The 19106-nt window shown below is 40.1% G+C and carries 17 protein-coding genes; 9 read left to right on the top strand and 8 right to left on the bottom strand.

Annotated elements, in window-relative coordinates; translation table 11 throughout:
- Positions 1-152: 152 nt before the first annotated feature.
- Positions 153-1310 (top strand): iron-containing alcohol dehydrogenase, encoded by a 1158-nt coding sequence (locus QS795_RS08315; protein WP_154638481.1) that lies wholly within the window; start codon positions 153-155, stop codon positions 1308-1310.
- Between the two features lie 42 nt (positions 1311-1352).
- On the opposite strand, the gene QS795_RS08310 is transcribed toward QS795_RS08315, so the two are convergent.
- Positions 1353-2771 carry an MFS transporter gene (locus QS795_RS08310; protein WP_154638482.1) on the bottom strand — a complete coding sequence of 473 codons (1419 nt, stop codon included), beginning with the start codon at positions 2769-2771 and terminating at the stop codon, positions 1353-1355.
- 102 nt (positions 2772-2873) lie between these two features.
- Here QS795_RS08310 and QS795_RS08305 point away from each other — a divergent pair, with 102 nt between their 5' ends.
- Both QS795_RS08305 and ydeE read left to right on the top strand, forming a co-directional pair.
- A complete protein-coding gene (locus QS795_RS08305) occupies positions 2874-3686 on the top strand; it encodes a helix-turn-helix transcriptional regulator (RefSeq protein WP_318627146.1) in 813 nt (270 codons plus the stop codon).
- Between the two features lie 266 nt (positions 3687-3952).
- Complete coding sequence (gene ydeE / locus QS795_RS08300) at positions 3953-5146, top strand: efflux MFS transporter YdeE (protein ID WP_286270796.1); 1194 nt, start codon at positions 3953-3955, stop codon at positions 5144-5146.
- Between the two features lie 97 nt (positions 5147-5243).
- Here the strand turns inward: ydeE and QS795_RS08295 are convergent, their stop codons facing one another.
- The 3 genes from QS795_RS08295 to QS795_RS08285 form a co-directional block, all read right to left on the bottom strand.
- Positions 5244-6650 (bottom strand): aminotransferase-like domain-containing protein, encoded by a 1407-nt coding sequence (locus tag QS795_RS08295; RefSeq protein WP_286270798.1) that lies wholly within the window; start codon positions 6648-6650, stop codon positions 5244-5246.
- Between the two features lie 502 nt (positions 6651-7152).
- On the bottom strand, positions 7153-8217 hold the full coding sequence (ada, locus tag QS795_RS08290; protein ID WP_286270799.1) for a bifunctional DNA-binding transcriptional regulator/O6-methylguanine-DNA methyltransferase Ada: 1065 nt from the start codon (positions 8215-8217) through the stop codon (positions 7153-7155).
- A 76-nt stretch (positions 8218-8293) separates the two neighbouring features.
- Positions 8294-9478 (bottom strand): MFS transporter, encoded by a 1185-nt coding sequence (locus QS795_RS08285; RefSeq protein ID WP_286270801.1) that lies wholly within the window; start codon positions 9476-9478, stop codon positions 8294-8296.
- 107 nt (positions 9479-9585) lie between these two features.
- Here QS795_RS08285 and QS795_RS08280 point away from each other — a divergent pair, with 107 nt between their 5' ends.
- The gene (locus tag QS795_RS08280) at positions 9586-10485 is read left to right on the top strand and encodes a LysR substrate-binding domain-containing protein (protein WP_286270803.1); all 900 of its coding nucleotides are present in this window, start codon (positions 9586-9588) and stop codon (positions 10483-10485) included.
- Here QS795_RS08280 and QS795_RS08275 read toward each other — a convergent pair.
- On the bottom strand, positions 10482-11324 hold the full coding sequence (locus QS795_RS08275) for an AraC family transcriptional regulator (protein WP_286270805.1): 843 nt from the start codon (positions 11322-11324) through the stop codon (positions 10482-10484). The two genes, QS795_RS08280 and QS795_RS08275, sit on opposite strands and share 4 nt — an antisense overlap.
- 209 nt (positions 11325-11533) lie before the next feature.
- Between QS795_RS08275 and QS795_RS08270 the strand changes: the two genes are divergently transcribed.
- The 3 genes from QS795_RS08270 to QS795_RS08260 all read left to right on the top strand — a co-directional run bounded on the left by QS795_RS08270 (position 11534) and on the right by QS795_RS08260 (position 14709).
- Positions 11534-12076 carry a GNAT family N-acetyltransferase gene (locus tag QS795_RS08270; protein WP_286270806.1) on the top strand — a complete coding sequence of 181 codons (543 nt, stop codon included), beginning with the start codon at positions 11534-11536 and terminating at the stop codon, positions 12074-12076.
- Between the two features lie 200 nt (positions 12077-12276).
- Complete coding sequence (locus QS795_RS08265) at positions 12277-13704, top strand: Na+/H+ antiporter NhaC family protein (protein WP_286270807.1); 1428 nt, start codon at positions 12277-12279, stop codon at positions 13702-13704.
- A gap of 15 nt (positions 13705-13719) precedes the next feature.
- Complete coding sequence (locus tag QS795_RS08260; protein ID WP_154603824.1) at positions 13720-14709, top strand: D-cysteine desulfhydrase; 990 nt, start codon at positions 13720-13722, stop codon at positions 14707-14709.
- Positions 14710-14754: 45 nt separating this feature from the next.
- On the opposite strand, the gene QS795_RS08255 is transcribed toward QS795_RS08260, so the two are convergent.
- Complete coding sequence (locus QS795_RS08255; RefSeq protein WP_286270811.1) at positions 14755-15678, bottom strand: DMT family transporter; 924 nt, start codon at positions 15676-15678, stop codon at positions 14755-14757.
- 107 nt (positions 15679-15785) lie between these two features.
- Between QS795_RS08255 and QS795_RS08250 the strand changes: the two genes are divergently transcribed.
- Positions 15786-16652, top strand: coding sequence for a LysR family transcriptional regulator (locus tag QS795_RS08250; RefSeq protein ID WP_318627145.1), 867 nt, complete (start codon positions 15786-15788; stop codon positions 16650-16652).
- Between the two features lies 1 nt (position 16653).
- Here QS795_RS08250 and yqfB read toward each other — a convergent pair whose 3' ends face one another.
- Complete coding sequence (gene yqfB, locus QS795_RS08245) at positions 16654-16983, bottom strand: N(4)-acetylcytidine aminohydrolase (protein ID WP_181477151.1); 330 nt, start codon at positions 16981-16983, stop codon at positions 16654-16656.
- Positions 16984-17101: 118 nt separating this feature from the next.
- On the opposite strand from yqfB, the gene QS795_RS08240 reads away from it, so the two are divergent.
- Positions 17102-17884, top strand: coding sequence for a GNAT family N-acetyltransferase (locus QS795_RS08240; protein WP_154603827.1), 783 nt, complete (start codon positions 17102-17104; stop codon positions 17882-17884).
- Between the two features lie 49 nt (positions 17885-17933).
- Here QS795_RS08240 and QS795_RS08235 read toward each other — a convergent pair whose 3' ends face one another.
- Complete coding sequence (locus QS795_RS08235; RefSeq protein WP_286270817.1) at positions 17934-18863, bottom strand: acyl-CoA thioester hydrolase/BAAT C-terminal domain-containing protein; 930 nt, start codon at positions 18861-18863, stop codon at positions 17934-17936.
- Positions 18864-19106: the final 243 nt, after the last annotated feature.

Genomic DNA, 19106 nt, shown 5'->3' with positions numbered 1-19106 from the left:
TTGAAAATACAGCGATAAATAAACCAAGTCCCAATCAAACTTTTTGATCATCCTTTGAATAGTTTCGAGTGTATACTAATGTGATCTCAACGTTTTTAACCCTAACCGATGCCAAATGACATCCCCTACCATTCCCAACCAAAGGTTTGTATATGAATAATTTTGAGTTTTACAACCCAACGCGCATTGTTTTTGGTGAAGGTAAAATAAGTGAATTGGACCGATTGGTTCCCGCGAATGCAAAAGTCCTTGTGCTATTTGGCGGTGAAAGTGCTCGCAAGAATGGCACCCTCGATGAAGTTGCTAGCGCATTGAAAAATCGCCAAATTGGCTATTTTGGTGGGATTGAAGCCAACCCTCGCTATGAAACCTTAATCAAAGCTGTCGCGCAGATTGAACGCGAAGGTTATGATTTTTTACTGGCCGTTGGCGGTGGATCCGTCATTGATGGCACTAAATTTATCGCGGCAGCAGTCAATTACGCAGGAGATAAATGGGAAGTAGTGACCAGCGGTGGTGCCACTATTAAACACGCATTACCTTTTGGTACAGTGTTGACCCTCCCTGCAACTGGCTCTGAAATGAACAAAGGTTCTGTGATCACCCGTGAGGAATTACATGCAAAATTAGCCTTTATGAGTGATAAAGTTTTCCCACAATTTTCTATTTTAGACCCCGTTAAAACCTACACATTACCGCCTCGCCAAATCAGTAATGGGGTTGTGGATGCGTTTGTACACGTTATCGAGCAGTACCTCACCTACCCTGTGAATGCCAATGTTCAAGACGCATTTGCTGAAGGTCTACTGAGAACTTTGATCGATATTGGTCCGAAAGCCTTAGCAAATCCAACCAATTACGATGTTCGCGCCAATTTAATGTGGACAGCAACATTAGCGTTAAATGGTTTAATTGGTGTTGGCGTACCGCAAGACTGGGCAACCCACATGTTAGGTCATGAAATCACCGTTCTCTACGGTTTAGATCATGCCCAAACCTTAGCTATCATCCTGCCTTCCTTAATGGAAGAAAAACTGCCTCAGAAACAAGCGAAAATGGCGCAGTATGCGGAACGTGTCTGGGATATCCGTGAAGGCAGCGAAAAAGAAAAAGCACTAAAAGCCATTGAATTAACAAGAGACTTTTTCGAATCAATGCAAGTAAAAACACGCTTTAAAGATTATCAGCTCAACCAAGAAATCGTAGAGCCTTTAGTCGAAAGCCTTGTGGCACATAGCATGGTGACACTCGGAGAACATCGTGATATTACCCCTGAAGTGAGCCGCCGAATTTATCTCGCTTCATTATAACGCCCGTGTATTATCAAAAGAGCGCATTCCCTTGCGCTCTTTTTAATGATTCGAACAGGGTTTGAAGTTCACTTTCGCAACCAACCACTTCAGCAACAACGCCGCGCATATCGCCATTAATACATTGAAACTCAAGCTTAAACATGTTGCTTGACGTAAAGTTTCCAGAGAATTTCCATCTTCGAAATGAATCAATCCATACTGCAAGATCACCGAAGCGACCGTAGCACCAACCGCTGCACCTATTTGCTGGAGTGTCGCAGTCAAACCTGAAGCCATTCCCGTTTCTCTGTGAGACACTTTGGAAAGGACTAAATTAAGCATTGGCGTCATAATCATGCCTTGAGTAAAACCAATCGCACATAAAATGGGTGATAACGCCCAAATTCCGGCACCAAATTGGCCACCACTTAACGCGACGATTAACAAAAGATAGCTTGCCCCATACAGGATAGCTCCCCATAACAGGGTTTTATCTCCCCAGCGGTAAACCCATTTTGGTGTCAAAAAAGACGATACAACGAATCCAATGCTGGAAGGAACAAACACCAACCCTGCAGTAAGTGGCGTTAAGCCAAACCCATTTTGCAGCAGAATAGAAAGTAACAAAGGAAATGCTGATGATGTTGCATACACGCTCATGACGACCATTAGCCCAATAATAAAAGGTATATTGAGCAAAATTCGCATACTGAATAAAGGTGTTAATTGGCGTTTTTCTCGCTCAATTTCGTAATAAACAAAGCCACCTAAAACCAAACAACCCACTGCGAATAACCCGCTACTCATCATATTCCAGCCCCATACTGGCAGCATTAAAAACGGCAATAATCCACAACCAATGCCAACACTGGATAACAGCACACCCAACCAATCAAGATTAATTTGCAATTTATCCCCTTCGAGTAAATAACGGGAAAACCCTAATGCAATAACGCCAATCGGTAAGTTAACCAGAAAAATAGTTCGCCATCCTAGCCCAAAAAGATCAAGCGTAATTAACCAACCACCCAATGCCTGCCCCGCAATTGCAGCTAAACCTAATGTCATACCTAAATAACCAAACGCTTTTTTAGCTTGGTATTCTGTAAAGTTAATCCGAATGCTGGAATACACCTGCGGGAAAAGTAGCGCGGCAGATAATCCTTGAATGAGACGTGCTGCAACGAGTAATAAAGCAGTCGGCGCAATCGCACATAATAATGATGAAAATACAAACCAAAACATTCCAACCCGATATAGCGTTCGCTTACCAAAAATATCCCCCAGTCGTCCCCCCGTAATCAGCAATAAACCGAAAGCCAGCTCATAGCCGACAATAATTAGCGTTAATTCTGTCAAATTAGCATTTAACGATTTCTCGATACTCACGATGGCGACATTCACCACAAACAGGTCAAATATGGTGACAAACCCGGCCAATAATAAAACACCTAATGCCGCTCTTTGTTGTTGATTCATAGTACACTCATTAACCAAGACAGATGAATAAATGAGGACTATAATCAACCTATTATCCTGTTACAATTTAACCACTTATACTATTACTAAAAGTATTAGGCTATGAAAAATAGACAACGAACTCGTCCTGAACTCGCCAATTTTTTAAAAAACAAACGTGAAAGCGTATCGCCAGAACAGGTAGGTTTACCCTGCTCGACGCGCCGCCGTACTCCAGGATTACGTCGAGAAGAAGTCGCTGCATTAGCGGGAGTTGGGCTAACTTGGTATACGTGGCTAGAACAAGGACGTGAAATTGGCGTTTCTAATCAATTTTTAGACAGTCTTTCTCAGGCATTACGTTTGAATAGCGCAGAACGCCAACATTTATATCTGCTTACTCAAAACCGTGAACCTAGCGTTTCAGCGAATACTGAGCATACGGTTCCTCCTGCAATTTCACGATTAATCGCAGATTTTCCGAGTCACTATTTATGCTATGTGCTCAATCTGCACTGGGATGTATTGGCCTATAACTCACAAGCAGACGAACATTTCCATTTCTCACAAGCCGAACCTTACTACCGTAATTTTTTGTATTTATTGTTTATGGAGCCGCGTTATCAAGAGCGATTTGCAAACTGGTCACAGGTCGCACAGCAACTATTAGCCAGTTTCCGCCGAGATTATGCACGCACCAAACACGATCCTAATATTAAAAAACTCATTGAAACGTTAAGTACGGAATCATCGACATTCTATGATTTATGGCATCGCCATGAGATTTACCAGCCGTGTACTGGAGTCCGAGATATTATTTATCAAGGTCGCGCTCAGCAATATGATTATACCTCGCTAACTTTTGATATTGAGAAAGGCAACCGACTCTTGGTTTATATGCCGATTAAATCGGATGATGAGTCAATAATTAATTGATTTTTTATGCAGTTAAGCTGATAGCAGATAACTCTACTATCTGTGCCGTCGCTATCTTTAGCCAGATAATTGGTTGGCAATGGCACAATAGCATGATCAAAATATTGTTTTGATTTCCCGCCCTAATAACCCGTTTCTTGGTGCCGTAATTTTATGTATTTTATATAACAAAATCACATAAAACATTTTTATAACAATCGTTTTTATAGCTATCATTTTTATAACAACCATTTTTATAACAACAATGTACTCCTAGGTCGTGAGCCATGTTTTCTAAATCCAATATCTCGAATACTGCCCTGCTCGCGTCTTCGCTGCTATTAACCATCGGACGCGGCGCCACATTACCATTTATGGCGATCTATCTGACACGCCAATACCATATGGCGATCGATATCGTCGGTGTTGCTATGACTATCGCCTTAACGGTCGGTGTGTTATTCAGTATGGGATTTGGCATGTTGGCGGATAAAGTCGACAAAAAACGCTGCATGCTTATTGCCGTGATCGCCTTTATTTGTGGATTTATCGCAATTCCGCTCATGAACAATGCACTATTGGTGATTATATTTTTCTCACTAATTAACTGCTCTTATTCGGTTTTTTCAACTGTTTTAAAAGGCTATTTTGCAGATACTTTGTCATTTTCCTTAAAGACTAAAGTATTTTCGCTCAACTACACCTTTATTAATATCGGTTGGACGGTCGGGCCACCAATGGGCACATGGTTATTAATGTACAGCATTAATTTGCCATTTTGGCTGGCGGCGGTCTCCGCAGCCGCTCCAATCTTTTTTATTCAGCGGTTTGTTCAAAGCACCAAACCTGCTAGCCATGTTGATGGTCAACCTCGAGTGTGGAATCCCAAAGCAATGCTCAACGACCGTGCATTGGCTTGGTTTATTCTCTCCACTTTTCTTGGTTCACTCGTATTTGGCTCTTTTACCACGTGGATCTCCCAATATGTGATCACTGTAGCCAACAGTGATTTTGCACAAGCGGTAATTGGTGTGATTTTACCCGTCAACGCCATCGTCGTTGTCACTTTGCAATATACGGTAGGCAAACGTATTACGCCGGATAACTTAAGACGCTTAATGACCATTGGTAGCATATTCTTTTTAGGGGGATTAGCTGTCTTTATGGGATCTGGAGATAACCTCTATTTATGGGCGCTAGGCTCATTTATCTTCACTTTGGGCGAACTCATTTACGCACCGGGGGAATATATGCTAATTGATAGCATTGCCCCTGAAGGCATGAAATCCAGCTATTTTTCTGCTCAGGCGCTAGGATTACTTGGCGGGGCATTTAACCCTATGATGACGGGTTTCGTTCTGACTGAACTTCCTCCGTATTTTATATTTATTATCTTAATGGTGGTGACAGTGCTGGCATGGTTAAGTATGCTCAACGGCATGCGAATTAAAAATAAACAAACTCTCGCATTGGCAATATAAACTGCAGTAAACGTAGTTTGCTGTATAAATAATATTCCTTATGTTTAATTACCCGCTAATAGCTATTATTAGCGGGTTTCTTTTTTCTATTTCCGCCCTATTTCAGCATGCTCATTTTTAAAGTTTCCCCGAGAATTTTTATCGCATTGCGCCGTCTTGGGATCAGTTCTAAAGCATAGTTAATACGCAGATGGTTTGGGTAACAATCGCCTGTAGCAAAGTGGGCCCCCGTCAATACCGTCACTTTATTGCGATGCAAAATCTCCATCAATTTCGACGTATCTGTGGCAGGATGCTCGACCCATAATGAAAATCCACCTTGAGGGCGAGAAATTCGAGTATTAGCAGGAAAATGTGTTTCAACTAATTCTCGATATTGGCACTGTAATTCACGATATTGCTGACGCATTCGGCGTAAATGCAAAAAATAGTGTCCTTCTTTTAAGAAATTACTCATCACTTGCTGCATAAAAACTTCGCCAGAACAATGCGATAAGTATTTTAAGTGCATAACTTTCTCTTTGTATTTACCGGGGATGATCCACCCCGTCCGTGTTCCCGGTGCAACGGTTTTAGAAAATGAACTGCACAGAATCACATGACCTTCGGTATCCAGAGATTGGATCGTTGACGGTCGCGGATAGGCATAAGCAAGAGGTGCTAGGCAATCATTCTCGATAACTGTACCTTGATATCGATTAGTCATCTCGAGCAACCTTTGCTTATTCTTTTCCGGCATAATACTGCCCATCGGGTTATTGCACGTCGGCGTGACCACCACCGCTTTGACCTGCCAACATTGGAAAGCTTCTTCTAACCTATCCAAGTTAATCCCTGTTTGGGGATCAACTGGAATTTCGATGATTTTACGGCCCAGCCCATAAAGCGTTTGCAATAATCCGGGAAACGTCGGTGATTCAACAGCAACCACATCATTAGCTTGTGTACATGCTTGAACTGCAATAGAAAGTGATTGATGGGCACTGGTAGTTGTCACGATATCATCGGGGGTAAATGACTGACGATAATCGGACACATGATAGATTTGCTCCCTGAGTGCTGCTAACCCTTGTAAGCTATCATACTCAAGTGTTAGCGGATTACGACGTCGCGCCACCATATTCATTTCTTGCCATAGCGGTTCTAAGGTTTTATCTGCAATATTAGGTACCGCACACGATAATGATGTGACTCCTGCACGCTCTTCAACACGCAGGAAGTCCATCGTCGGGTTCCATTTATCAATATGAACAGGCTTTTGAATATAGTTAGCCACTTTAGGCAATGGTGCCGTGGCCTTTTCAGGGATCACAAAATAACCCGATTTCGGTACTGCATAAATGAGCTGACACCGTTCCAGTTCACGATAAGCCAGTTGAGCCGTGGTGATGCTCACATCATGGCAGCGACTAATATCACGTACCGACGGCATTTTCTCCCCACCAAGAAACTCCCCTCGATGGATTTTGCTCTGCAGCATTTGAGCTATTTGTTTATAGAGCATCGCACTCATTTCCTTAAAATCGAATCCCGTATCTGTAATGTAATACAGATTTTGCCGAGATGATCTGTATTTTACAAAAAAGCCAATCTGTCACTTTTTTAAGTCAATTTCTCATGCGAAGCTAAATAAACAAAATACAGCAATAGGATTTCATTTATGGAATATGAAAAAAACATAAAGGGCAAACCATACCCAAAATTTATATTAGCCCAACCAATCACTTTCATCTTTCGGTGGGTAACATCATTATTTATAAGGAAAAAACATGAAAAATATAAAAACCAAAAAATCTAAGGGTTTATTTAAAAAAACCAAAACGATTTTAATTAAATTAATTTTTGAAGGATATAAAACAGAAACTGCATACTATAATAAATAGCAAAATATAATTTAATTTCAAAACAAACTATCTAATTAGAGAATATATATGCTTTTTATATTAAAAATTGCTGCGACAATAGCAATCTTGGCGCAGCTTTATTCTTTTTCAAAACAGGCTTTATTATTTTTTCGCCGATTCTTTTAGCAATAATGCGCGCTTGCGATCGATCCCCCAGCGATATCCCGATAACCCACCATCCGTTCTCACCACTCGATGGCATGGGATCGCCACCGCTAGCATGTTCGCACCACATGCATTCGCCACTGCTCTATACGATTTAGGTGCACCCATCTTTTCTGCAATTTCACGATAGCTCACCGTTTCCCCAACAGGAATGTTTCTTAATATTTGCCACACTCGTTGCTGAAATGCAGTTCCTCGAATATCCAAAGGAAGATCAAAACCTATTTCTGGGGCTTCAATAAACCCAATAACTTTAGAAACCACTTGGTCGAATGCTTTATTTCCACCAATCAACTGAGCATAGGGAAATTTATCTTGTAAGTTATTTAGCAATTGCTCAGGGTCATCTCCGAATAAAATCGCACAAATGCCTATCGGACTTTGTGCAACCAGTACATTTCCTAGCGAGCAAACAGCCAGAGCAAAATAGATTTGGCTCCCTTCACCACCTGATTTCCATGCTGTCGGCGTCATCCCCAATCGCGAATTAGCTGTTTCATAAAAACGACTGTTCGAATGAAAACCCGCATCATAAATGGCATCAGTGATCCGCTCATTTTCCTGCAATTGCGTTTGTACTTTTTGATGAAGATAAGCATCGCGATAGGCTTTAGGCGTTAATCCAGTTTGTAATTTAAATAATCGATGAAAATGGAACGGGCTTATTCCGACATAATCAGCTAACTCAGCCAATGTATATTTCTGGGTATTTTGCTCAATATACCGACAAGCAAGTTCAATTTTTTCTTGATAAAACTGAGCTTGCTGTGACATTTCATGACGACGACGTTTTCCCGAATGAAATCCCTGCGCTATCGCTTGCTGTTCATTATCAAAAAACAGCACATTATCTCTCTTCGGTAATCGTCCCGCAGCGGATGGATGGTTATAAAGTTTCGATGTTTTCACACCATACACAAAATAACCATCTGCGGTTTTATCTCGTAGTTTCAGCGCATTCCAGCGCTGCTCATCTGTGACCCATTGATTTTTCGTCGACATATATTTAACCCTTTACTGATTTCACCGTGATCAGTATCTCTGGTTATTATATGTCGAACACTCCAAACCTTGCTTTTTAATTCGCACTACACATTACGTCCTGCGTTTGTGTTTCGCTATTTTTCCGACGTACGATCAGCAAAATCACTATAAACCCGACTATCGCCAATAATGCTCCCATAAAACTCATCGTCGTGTAGCTGTAACCATGGGATAAAATCGCCGCACCAACAGCCGCTCCAATGGCATTTCCCAAATTAAATGCGCCAATATTCACGGAAGATGCTAGCGCTTGTGCGCCAACAGCCGCATTCATCACTAAAATTTGAATGGGTGGAACAAGTGCAAAACTAACAATACTCCAGAATAATAAACCCACGGTAGCCCCAGCGATATTTGTCGCAATTATTGGGAATATCACCATGCTTATTGCCGATAATACAAACAAAGTTAATAACGTTGGATATAAGTTCTTATCCGCAAAATAACCACCAAGATAATTACCGATACTAAAACCAACACCAATGACCATTAACATCATTGTAATTGTCTGGTCCGATGCCTGAATGATATTCATCAACATTGGTGTTATAAACGTATACAAGGTAAACATTGCACTTGCTCCGAGTACCGTCGATAACATACCTAACATCACTAATGGGCGTCTTAAAATACGCAATTCATTTTTAACGTTAACCTGGCTACCTTGTAAATGCGCAGGAATAGCAAAAATTAAACTGGCGATCGTGAGCAATCCAATACCCGAAATTAAATAGAATGCTTCACGCCAACCGATTAATTGCGTTATTTTAGTGACTAATGGAACTCCACCAATACCCGCAATGGTCAATCCCATAAACATCGCTGCAATCGCACTCGCTTGTTTACCTGCTGGAACTACACTGGCCGCCACAATGGCACCTAAACCAAAAAATGCTCCGTGATTTAGGCTAGTAATTAACCTTGAAAGTGACAACGTCACCAAGTTAGGCGCTAAACCCGATAATAAATTCCCCACCGTAAAAATAGCCATTAAAAAAACCAACGCAACCTTTGGACGTTTACTCACTAATAATAGCGTCATGATCGGCGCTCCAATCATCACTCCCAGCGCATAAATCACCACAATCGCACCGACAGAAGGAATGCTTTCATTAAGATTTTCAGCGATATAGGGAAGCATTCCCATCGGAGAAAATTCGGTAATACCAATGGCGAATGCGCCAACGGATAACGCGAGCAATGCTGTGTTTATTCTCATTTTTATGCCTTATAAACCAATCTCAATTGACCGGCGGCAATTCTTCCATATTGAAAGAGGTTGAAAAACCCATTATGGTGAGAATAACTTTTGCGAGAAATGCAATAATGAAAATCACATTAGAAGAGCTCCAAACATTTATCAGCGTAGTCGATTACGGCTCTATTACAGCGGCAGCCGACCAGCAATGCATGACGATATCCACCGTGAGTCGCGCATTATTGCGTTTAGAAGAGAAAGTCAAAACCACGCTACTTTACCGAACCACTCGCGCCATCAAACTCAGTGATGAAGGTGCCGCATTTTTGCAAAAAGCGCGAGAAATAGTCCGGCTAGCTCAAGAAGCCGAAGATTTGCTATCCGCTCGCCAATCGATTCCATCAGGCAAGCTACGCATTGATGCTTCAACCCCATTTTTAACCCATGTAATCGCTCCGCTGATCCCACTATTTTATGAACGGTATCCCCAAGTTGAGTTAGAAATAAATAACTATGAAGGCGTGACAAACCTATTAGAGAAAAAAACGGATGTCGCGTTTAGAATTGGTACGTTAAAGGATTCTTCACTCAGTGCAACACTATTGGGTTATACCCAAAAAAGGTTAGTTGCTAGCCCCGCTTACCTAGAAAAATATGGAATACCGGAAACGATAGAGGATCTCCATAAGCATTGTTTACTGGGTTTCACAACACCAGAGTCATTAAATTATTGGCCACTCGAAAACACCGATGGCAGCTTACTCAAAATTACCCCCCATATCGCCTGCGCCAGTGGTGAAGTTCTCCATCATTTAGCGCTGCAAGGAACGGGTATTCTCTCTTCTTCCGACTTTGTAAGCTTAGATGCTTTTGCCAATGGTGGACTCGTGAAGGTGCTCGAACAAAAAACAATAACAATGAAACAGCCGATTAATGCTGTCTATTATCGTAACCAAGCCGTTTCACCAAGGCTTCGCTGTTTTATTGATTTTATTAAAAAGCATTCGACAAAAATCGATCCTAGTTAATGCTTATTCACTCGTTTTCTAAACTCACTTAATGTCGCGCCAGTATGCCGCTTAAAATAGCGGCATAAATACGAGGTGTCTTCAAAATTTAATTCATCAGCAATACCTTGAATGGTGAACGTTCCTCTCTCTAACAGGGCTTTAATTTCTAAAACCACTTGTCTATCAATCAGTGCCTTGGGTGGGTCATTGAAGAAGTCCTTCACAATTTGCGATAAATAAAACGGTGTAATCGCAAGTTGATTCGCATAGAACTTAACCTCTCTTTGCTGTTTACAATGTTGGGTTATTAATGCCCAAAATTGCCAACATAATTGTGATTTACGGCTACGTTCATCTGAAAAATGGGATTGTTCATGATTGACTTGATTAGCAATTTCTAAAAAGAGATTTTGTAAATGTTGGCGTAATTGTAATTTCCCATACTCCGCACGTTCTTGTTGGTAATATAAAAATAGCTGATACCAATGTGAAAATAGTATGGATTGTACCAGTGACATCGATAAACGTGGTTGAAAATTAAAATAGGCAAACAATGAATTAGGTAAAACAAATGCGATATCGGTGGCAAACGTCTTATCAATATGGATGTAATCAATAATAAAATTCCGAGAACGCTTCTGTAGCATAACAAAAGTGTCGTCATACAAAACAAAGAGCTCATTTCTGCGTAAGGCATAGCGCTTAAAATTAATATTGAAAACCCCAACCCCTTTCCTACAAATACATAGCGTCACATAGTCTGGAGACAATACTGTATTTTGCAATTTTTCCAGTGTCGTCGAACCAATGCTGACTACCCCTTCCCATACAGATTGATCCTGCTGCAGCTCTTTCATGACTTAATCCACCTTCGCGTCACCCACATCACTCGCTTTATTGACCGGTTCTACGCAGTTATTTTCAATAATATCTATTTTCAATAATATCTATTTTCAAAACATTAGTTTTCAAAAGTACCTAAATCCCCTAGATTTTACCCTTACCTGAAGCAAATAAATACCTAAAATAAGTGGCATAACTATCAAGGCAATGAAGAGAAAATAACATGATTTTATATACACAAAGGCTGATTTTACGCCCTTGGAATATTACTGACGCGGCAGACCTTTATCATTATGCAAAAGATGAACGTATCGGCCCTATTGCAGGCTGGCCGCCTCACCAGAGCGTCGAAGAAAGTGCGGAAATTATTCAATCCATTTTCATGCGTGATGGTGTATTTGCCGTTGCGCTAAAAGAAGATAATAAAGCCATTGGCTTGATTGGTTTATCTATCGGAAAAGAGAGTAATTTTTCAATTGGGGACAACGATGCAGAAGTGAGTTATTGGATAGGCGTACCGTTTTGGGGAAAAGGTTTTATTCCTGAAGCTATCAGAGAAATCATGCGACATGGATTTAAAAATCTCAAACTGGATAATTTATGGTGCGGTTATTTCCAAGGCAATCAACAATCTAAAATTGCTCAAGAAAAATGCGGTTTCCAATATTACGCAACATTAGCTCCACAATTTATTGAGCTTATTGGCGAGACAAAGACAGAAGAAATTAGTCGTATCACTTATCAGCAGTGGCAATCACAAGCTTAATAACCCTTACTACGCTATCTCAAAAGGATAGCGTCCCCTTCAATACCATAATCTTGCAGTTTATCTGACTTTTAGCATGGATTTTGTAACAATCTACTGCAATACAATGAAAATATCCGACAGCCCACTTCCATCAATGCTATGATTTCCTGATACTTACAAACTACACGTCATACAATAAAAATATCCAAGGTAAACACATGCACGACTATGGTATTTGGACAATTATTACGCCAATTGTCACTATCCTTTTGGCAATTCTCACTCGACAGGTGATGCTTTCATTAATGCTCGGTATTTTAGTCGGTTTTACCGTCATTAATGATCACAATGTATTACTCGGTATTCGCGGAACGGTGGATGGCATCATCGATACATTTTCTTCTGCTGGCAATACTCGCACCATCGTCTTTATGGTCATGATTGGTGGGATCATGCGCCTAGTCGTCGTCACAGGTGGCGTTCGTGCATTAGTTCAGTTACTGACAAATAAAACAAAATTAATTAAGAATAGAACCGCGACGCAATTACTCGCCATTGTCATCACGGCCTTAATTTTTATTGAAAGTTCCATTAACCAACTAGTTGCGGGAGCATCCACTAAGAATTTAGCCAGACAATATGGCGTTGCCCCAGAAAAAATGTCCTATCTTATTCAAACCGCCTGCGTTTCTGTTTGTTCATCCGCCATTATAAATGGTTGGGGTGCGGTGATTATGGGCCTCATTGGTGTGCAAATTTCCCAAGGTCTTATTTCGGGTGAACCCTTCGATATTTTAATTAAATCTATCGGCTACAACTTAATGGCATGGCTATCATTGGCCACCATTTTATTCTATGTGTTCACCAATATTTCGTGGGGGCCAATGAAAAAAGCCGAAATGAAATATCAAGAGAATTTCATAGCAGGAAAATTAGCCGAATCTTCACGTAAAAATGAAGAGGAAGAGATTATTGAGCACCCAAATGCCCATTCGGCCTTAAACTTTTTTATCCCTATTCTTTCGACTGTTTTAATGGTTCCAGTCGCCTTATATATCACAGGTGATGGAGATTTCAGTAAAGGGAGCGGCTCAACGTCCGTTTATTGGGGCGTTATGTTCGGTACCGCAGTTTCTTTTTGTTGGTTTATCGGAAGAAGGCTATTAAATATTGATAACTTCTTTAAAGAGCTATTTGTTGGCTATGCCAGCATGTTAAAAATCAGTTCAATTATGATTTTAGCTTTCCTAATGGGAAATGTATCTTCTGAACTGAATACTGGTGCCTATATTGCTGAGGTTACCCAAGGTATTATGGCACCCGGTTTTTCTATCGGTTTTATCTTTATCATTAGCGCCATTATGTCACTGGCTACGGGCACCTCATGGGGAACCTTTGCCATTATGATCCCGATTGGTGTCCAATTAGGGTTATCCGTCGGTATGCCAATTGAATATATGATTGGCGCAGCCATTTCAGGATCTATTTTCGGTGACATGACCTCACCTATTTCTGCAGATGCCATTGTTGCCTCTATGGCCACTGATTGTGATCATATTGAACATATCCGTACTCAAATGCCTTATGCATTAGTAACAGCAAGCTTCGTACTTGCCATTTATCTCTATTTAGGCTTTACCAATTAATACAGGGGAATTTAGATGTCTCTTCAACAAAAATTAACTCAATTCGCAAAAGTTGACTTGCTTAAAGCATCGACCCCATTGAATCGACTCGATAATTTATCGCGTTTATATGGTCGAGAAATCTACATTAAACGCGATGATATGACACCGTTAGCAATGGGCGGAAATAAACTGCGTAAACTTGAGTTTTTAATGGCAGATGCCTTAGCCCAAAATGCAAAGATTATCGTGACAGCGGGCGCGATTCAATCAAACCATGTGCGTCAAACTGCTGCTGTTGCTGCCATGTATGGGCTAAAATGTGTCGCTCTATTAGAAAACCCTATTCAAAGCGAAGACAGTAATTTCCTGCATAATGGAAATAAATTACTGACCGATTTATTTGGCACTCAATGCGTCATGTGTGACGAATTAACCGATCCACAAGCACAAATGGCAGAGTTAATTAAATCGTTAGACTTGCAAGATGCTTATATCGTCCCTGTCGGCGGTTCCAACGGTCTGGGCGCATTAGGTTATGTTCAATGTGCGATTGAAATTGCCCAACAAAAACCGGCCAATATTGAGTTCGATAAAGTGATTGTAGCTTCCGGCAGTGCCGGAACTCACGCTGGCTTAGCGATTGGCTTACAAGAATTACTCCCTACTTCACAACTCATTGGTGTCACCGTTTCTCGTAAACAGCAAGATCAGGCACCAAAAGTTGAAAAACTGCAAAATGAATTAGCAGAATTACTGCAAATTAAAAAAACACCTGACATTACACTTTGGGATGATTTTTTCGCACCAATGTATGGCATGCCAAACCGCGGTGGTTTAGATGCAATAGCGCTATTAGCTCAAAAAGAAGGGATCCTTCTTGACCCAGTTTATACGGGAAAAGCGATGGCAGGTTTAATTGATTATTTAGACAACTCCACTGAAAAAACACCGGTATTATTTGTCCATACTGGCGGAGCTCAAGCCCTGTTCGCTTATTCAGAAATCAACAAAACCATTAAATAATGAATATCGCTCTATGGAGTCAATTATTTCCATAGAGCGCCTATTTTATACTCGAGGTTTATTGGTTAGCCATAACCCGAAGATAATCACCACTCCACCTAATAGCGCAGAGAATGTAATTTCTTCATTTAAAAACAACGTTCCTATTATTACCGCCGTCAACGGATTAAGTGCAATAAATGAACCAGCCCCAGCTGCACCTAACAGGTCAACACCTTGGTAATACCAAATATAAGCTAATGCAGAGCCTAATACACCAAGGTATAACAGGCTCATAACATCGATATTTGTTAAATATGTAATCGCGCTAAGTGTTAATTGCCCCGTGATACTTGACGCGATAACCAATAATGCGGTTCCTAATAGCACAGCATAAGCAACCGTATGTATAGCGCCAATTTCACGGATCACATTTTTACCCGCCACAGTATAAATACCCCAACTCACCACGCAGCCCAATATGGCAAGATCCCCTTGGTTTATTAAAAAGTCACTCGCATCTGAATTCTTCCCTGAGAGTAATATGATGGCGCCTAATACACAGCAACTAATGCCCACCCCTTTAATTTTCGTGATTTTTTCGCGCCATAATAGGTAGGAAATTAGTGCAATCATTGCGGGGTTTATTGCAACTAATAATGCTGCTCGTGATGCCGGAATAAGCTGTAATCCATAGAAGAAAAATACCTGATAGACAAATACGCCACTACATCCCAATATTAGAATTTGAAAAAACTGATGCGAATTCACTCTAACCCAACCAATACGAGTGCAGCTCAGCAAAATAACCAATGAAACACTCGCAAAAATAAAGCGAACCGTCGCTGAAAATAATGGTGATATATCGGTTTGTAACACCCTACCAGCAATGAACGTTCCCCCCCATAAAATCGAGACACAAATCATTTTCAGAACAACAATATTGACTGACTTTTGTTGAACTTGCCTTTTTGTTATTTTTAATTCCATCGCGATATTCCCCATCCAGATCAGATATTGTGCGCTTTATTGACTCAATCATTCGATACAGATAAGGTATTTGTTATCGAAGATCATAATCAAATGAGTATTCACTCATGACACTAAGCCAACTGGAAATATTTACCCGTGTTGCTGAGCTAAAAAGTTTTACCTTAGCGGCAATGTTTTTGAGTATTTCCCAATCTGCGGTTTCACATGCCATTAAATCTCTCGAAAAAGATTTCAATGTCAGTCTATTTACGCGGGAACAAAATCGAGTCACTCTGACCGAAATTGGTAATACGCTGTTAAATCGCGCCCAACATATACTGAGCCTTCAAGAAGCAATGCGGCAAGAAGCGCTAGCATCCAATGGATTAAAGAAAGGTGTTTTACGGATAGGATCTTTCGGCCCCGGCTCTTCAACAGGTATTCTGCCCCCATTATTAAAGGTCTTTCGTCAGCAATACCCCAGCATTGAAATTATTGTTGATGAGGGCGATGATGAGAGCGTGGCTCAATGGTTACAAGAAAAGCGCATAGATATTGGTGTTGTGGTCTTGCCAGACGAACGGTTTGATACTTTTCCCATAAAGCACGACCAATATGTGGCTATTTTGCCGCTAAACCATCCATTGACTCAGTACAACGGGGTTACACTAAAACAATTGTGTGAGTACCCTTTCAACTTAACTCAAGCCGGCTCAGGTAAAATTGTGATGGGACTATTTTCTGCACAAAAGCTGACACCTAAAATTCAATTTAGAACTCGCCAGCTTCTTAGCACTTTTTCATTGGTTGCACGAAATGAAGCCGTATCGATTGTGGCTCAACTCGCAATCCCCGAAAATATTAACAACATCGTCGTAAAACCATTAATTCCCAGCGTAACTCGGGATATTGCCTTCGCTGTTAATAATTACAGTGATGCGTCTCCAGCCACAAAAGCATTTATCAAACTAGTGAAAAAACAATTATCGTGATTTAAGCGCTTGCGGTTGTTAATCGATAATGAATAACATACAGGCAGTTTTCAGTGGGATAAATTTCACGAATTAAGGCTTTCAACGTCTCTAATGTCATCGCTTCTTGAGTTGCGTGATATTCGGAAATATCATCGTAGTTTAGTGGCTCAACAGAAAGTATTTCAATGTCGGTATAGTACTTGCCTGTTTCTAAAGCATGTACTTTGACAACCGAGCCTGGTACGTAGTGACTCTCGCTTTCATCACGAATGGTGATCACTTTTTCACCGGAAACAACTAGCGGTAATAAACGCTCAAAGAACGTGATGGTTTCGGGGATATTATTCACAGATATTCCTTAATCTTTTCTTAATTAAACAAATGCTATCCCATGTACCATGGTGACAGCAATCTCAATTTCCTCAATAGACTAGGAACGTTCAGTTAATTTATTAGGACACCATGAAATGACTCACAACGAAGCGTGTTTTTACTCATTAGAAGATATTTTTTGGTCTGCTATTTGCCTAAGGACTCATCATGTAGAGCCAAATACGTTTGCCTATTTTACTGAGCTAAAAACTCCCGCTTTTAATTATATTTACTTGCATTCAGGAGCAACTATTGCTGGCTTTGAAGCGGCAAATACATTGTTTCAACAACAATCAAAACCCTATATTTTAGTTGTTCACACCGATGAATTACCCAAGTTTTCAAATTGTATACAACAACATGATCTTATTGATGATGGTGAATCAACAGCGATGGTCTTTGACCTTACGGGAAATGAACTCAAAACGGGAAATCAGTTACCAGATGGCTATCACATAAAGCTTAGCAATCATAATCTCTCTGACTGGTCGAAACCGCTTATTACTGCGTTTCCTGTAGTCAATGAACTTGATTGTGATAATGATGAATCCATCATTGATGAATATATTCGCTATCACCAGCGTGCGTTAGACAAGCAAACTAATATCATGCATTTTGTCTTATTTAATCAGCAGACCCCTGTATCATCACTAACACTCACGCTACACAATGACGTTGCGCGCTTAGATGATATTGGTACAGATATTGAATTCCAGAGACTAGGATTTGCCACGGCATTGATTAAACATGCCTTAGAGGTTTGTCTTCAACATAAAATCAAGCAGTGTTATTTGGAAGCGTCTAGCGATGGTTTGTCGGTTTATCAAAAACTAGGCTTTAAACCGATTTTTAAATATCACAGCTACATTTCAGAATAGAATCCCTAAATACCCAACTAAGAATTCTTTAGCTGGGTATCTACCCAACCTATCTTTTAATATTTAAGTTTGTATACCAATCCTGAATATCAGCAATAACCACGGCTGTCTGATTATTGTCCTGACCATCTTTAAAATAATGGTCTAATGTGGAATATGTTTTATACGTAATATTTGGGTTATTAACCTCACTCATCATTTTTTGTGAACCTTCCACGTCCACATTAATATCGGTGAGCGTTTGGATCACTAAATGGGGTTTACGAACACCTTGAAGTAGTTTTTTATTATCTATCGTTAAGGCTTCATACCACCAATTTTGCCCGTGATTACTGGGGAATTGGTCATCGTCTAAATGGTCATGCAAAACCGCATCTGCAAACTGGTTAAACCCTTCTATTGCACCTTGCGCTTCTTCAGCAGGTAAACTTTTATTAATGCTGTAAATCACATCATTAATAAAAAATTGTCCGCCACCATTTAGCGAAATAGCAGCATCAATAAAATCAACTTTAGACGCAATAATATTCGTCACTATCGCCCCTTCACTACCACCCAATATAACAATATGCTGATACTGATTTTTCAACTGGTTCAGCACAGCAATATAGTTATCCACTCTTTCAAAATAAGAGTCGCTCTTCATATATTCTACAGGGCAATCCTCTTCTAAGGCATTTGGATCATCTAGCCCCACATCAGGTGTTAAGCCTGTTTTTTCTACTAAAAGCACATCACTATTAGGTAATACTCCCCTAAAATTCTTAATCATATTTTGGTTATTAACGACACTTTTGCAGTCGGAGCCTTGGATTAATACCAATAATTCTTTAGAGGGGTTAGAGTCACTTTTAAGCAGGTAATAATGAGTTTCTTTGCCATCGTGTTTCAGTATTTGTCTATCAAAAGGATTTTCAGCTGATTCGGCAAACACTGAATAACTCACTAAACACAGGGCGCCTAATATAAATTTTTGCATTACCTTAACGTAACCTCAGTCATCTTTTATTTTTCAAAAACAATACATTGAAAAATATAACGTTTACAACTCTATTTATCTTATTTACGTCACTCTATTTAGCATATTTATGCAGGTACGATCTCTTTATTTCTACTATCATAATGGAGAATTTCATAAGATAATCTCATTGAGTTACAAAGCTTTTTATAAATTTACATGACATTTTATAGAGTAAATGTGCAATGTAAGATAGCATTAAAT

Origin of the sequence: Providencia zhijiangensis, assembly GCF_030315915.2 — a bacterium.
GTDB classification, from domain to species: domain Bacteria; phylum Pseudomonadota; class Gammaproteobacteria; order Enterobacterales; family Enterobacteriaceae; genus Providencia; species Providencia zhijiangensis.
Note: the sequence above shows the minus strand (reverse complement) of the source record. Positions and strands in the feature narration are given on the sequence as shown.

Coding starts and splice junctions, on each gene's coding strand:
- QS795_RS08240 (WP_154603827.1), top strand. CDS start 17,102: ATGACTCACAACGAAGCGTGTTTTTACTCATTAGAAGATATTTTTTGG.
- QS795_RS08255 (WP_286270811.1), bottom strand. CDS start 15,678: ATGGAATTAAAAATAACAAAAAGGCAAGTTCAACAAAAGTCAGTCAAT.
- QS795_RS08265 (WP_286270807.1), top strand. CDS start 12,277: ATGCACGACTATGGTATTTGGACAATTATTACGCCAATTGTCACTATC.
- QS795_RS08275 (WP_286270805.1), bottom strand. CDS start 11,324: ATGAAAGAGCTGCAGCAGGATCAATCTGTATGGGAAGGGGTAGTCAGC.
- QS795_RS08305 (WP_318627146.1), top strand. CDS start 2,874: ATGAAAAATAGACAACGAACTCGTCCTGAACTCGCCAATTTTTTAAAA.
- QS795_RS08315 (WP_154638481.1), top strand. CDS start 153: ATGAATAATTTTGAGTTTTACAACCCAACGCGCATTGTTTTTGGTGAA.
- QS795_RS08270 (WP_286270806.1), top strand. CDS start 11,534: ATGATTTTATATACACAAAGGCTGATTTTACGCCCTTGGAATATTACT.
- QS795_RS08250 (WP_318627145.1), top strand. CDS start 15,786: ATGACACTAAGCCAACTGGAAATATTTACCCGTGTTGCTGAGCTAAAA.
- QS795_RS08295 (WP_286270798.1), bottom strand. CDS start 6,650: ATGCTCTATAAACAAATAGCTCAAATGCTGCAGAGCAAAATCCATCGA.
- ydeE (WP_286270796.1), top strand. CDS start 3,953: ATGTTTTCTAAATCCAATATCTCGAATACTGCCCTGCTCGCGTCTTCG.
- QS795_RS08260 (WP_154603824.1), top strand. CDS start 13,720: ATGTCTCTTCAACAAAAATTAACTCAATTCGCAAAAGTTGACTTGCTT.
- QS795_RS08310 (WP_154638482.1), bottom strand. CDS start 2,771: ATGAATCAACAACAAAGAGCGGCATTAGGTGTTTTATTATTGGCCGGG.
- QS795_RS08235 (WP_286270817.1), bottom strand. CDS start 18,863: ATGCAAAAATTTATATTAGGCGCCCTGTGTTTAGTGAGTTATTCAGTG.
- QS795_RS08280 (WP_286270803.1), top strand. CDS start 9,586: ATGAAAATCACATTAGAAGAGCTCCAAACATTTATCAGCGTAGTCGAT.
- QS795_RS08285 (WP_286270801.1), bottom strand. CDS start 9,478: ATGAGAATAAACACAGCATTGCTCGCGTTATCCGTTGGCGCATTCGCC.
- ada (WP_286270799.1), bottom strand. CDS start 8,217: ATGTCGACGAAAAATCAATGGGTCACAGATGAGCAGCGCTGGAATGCG.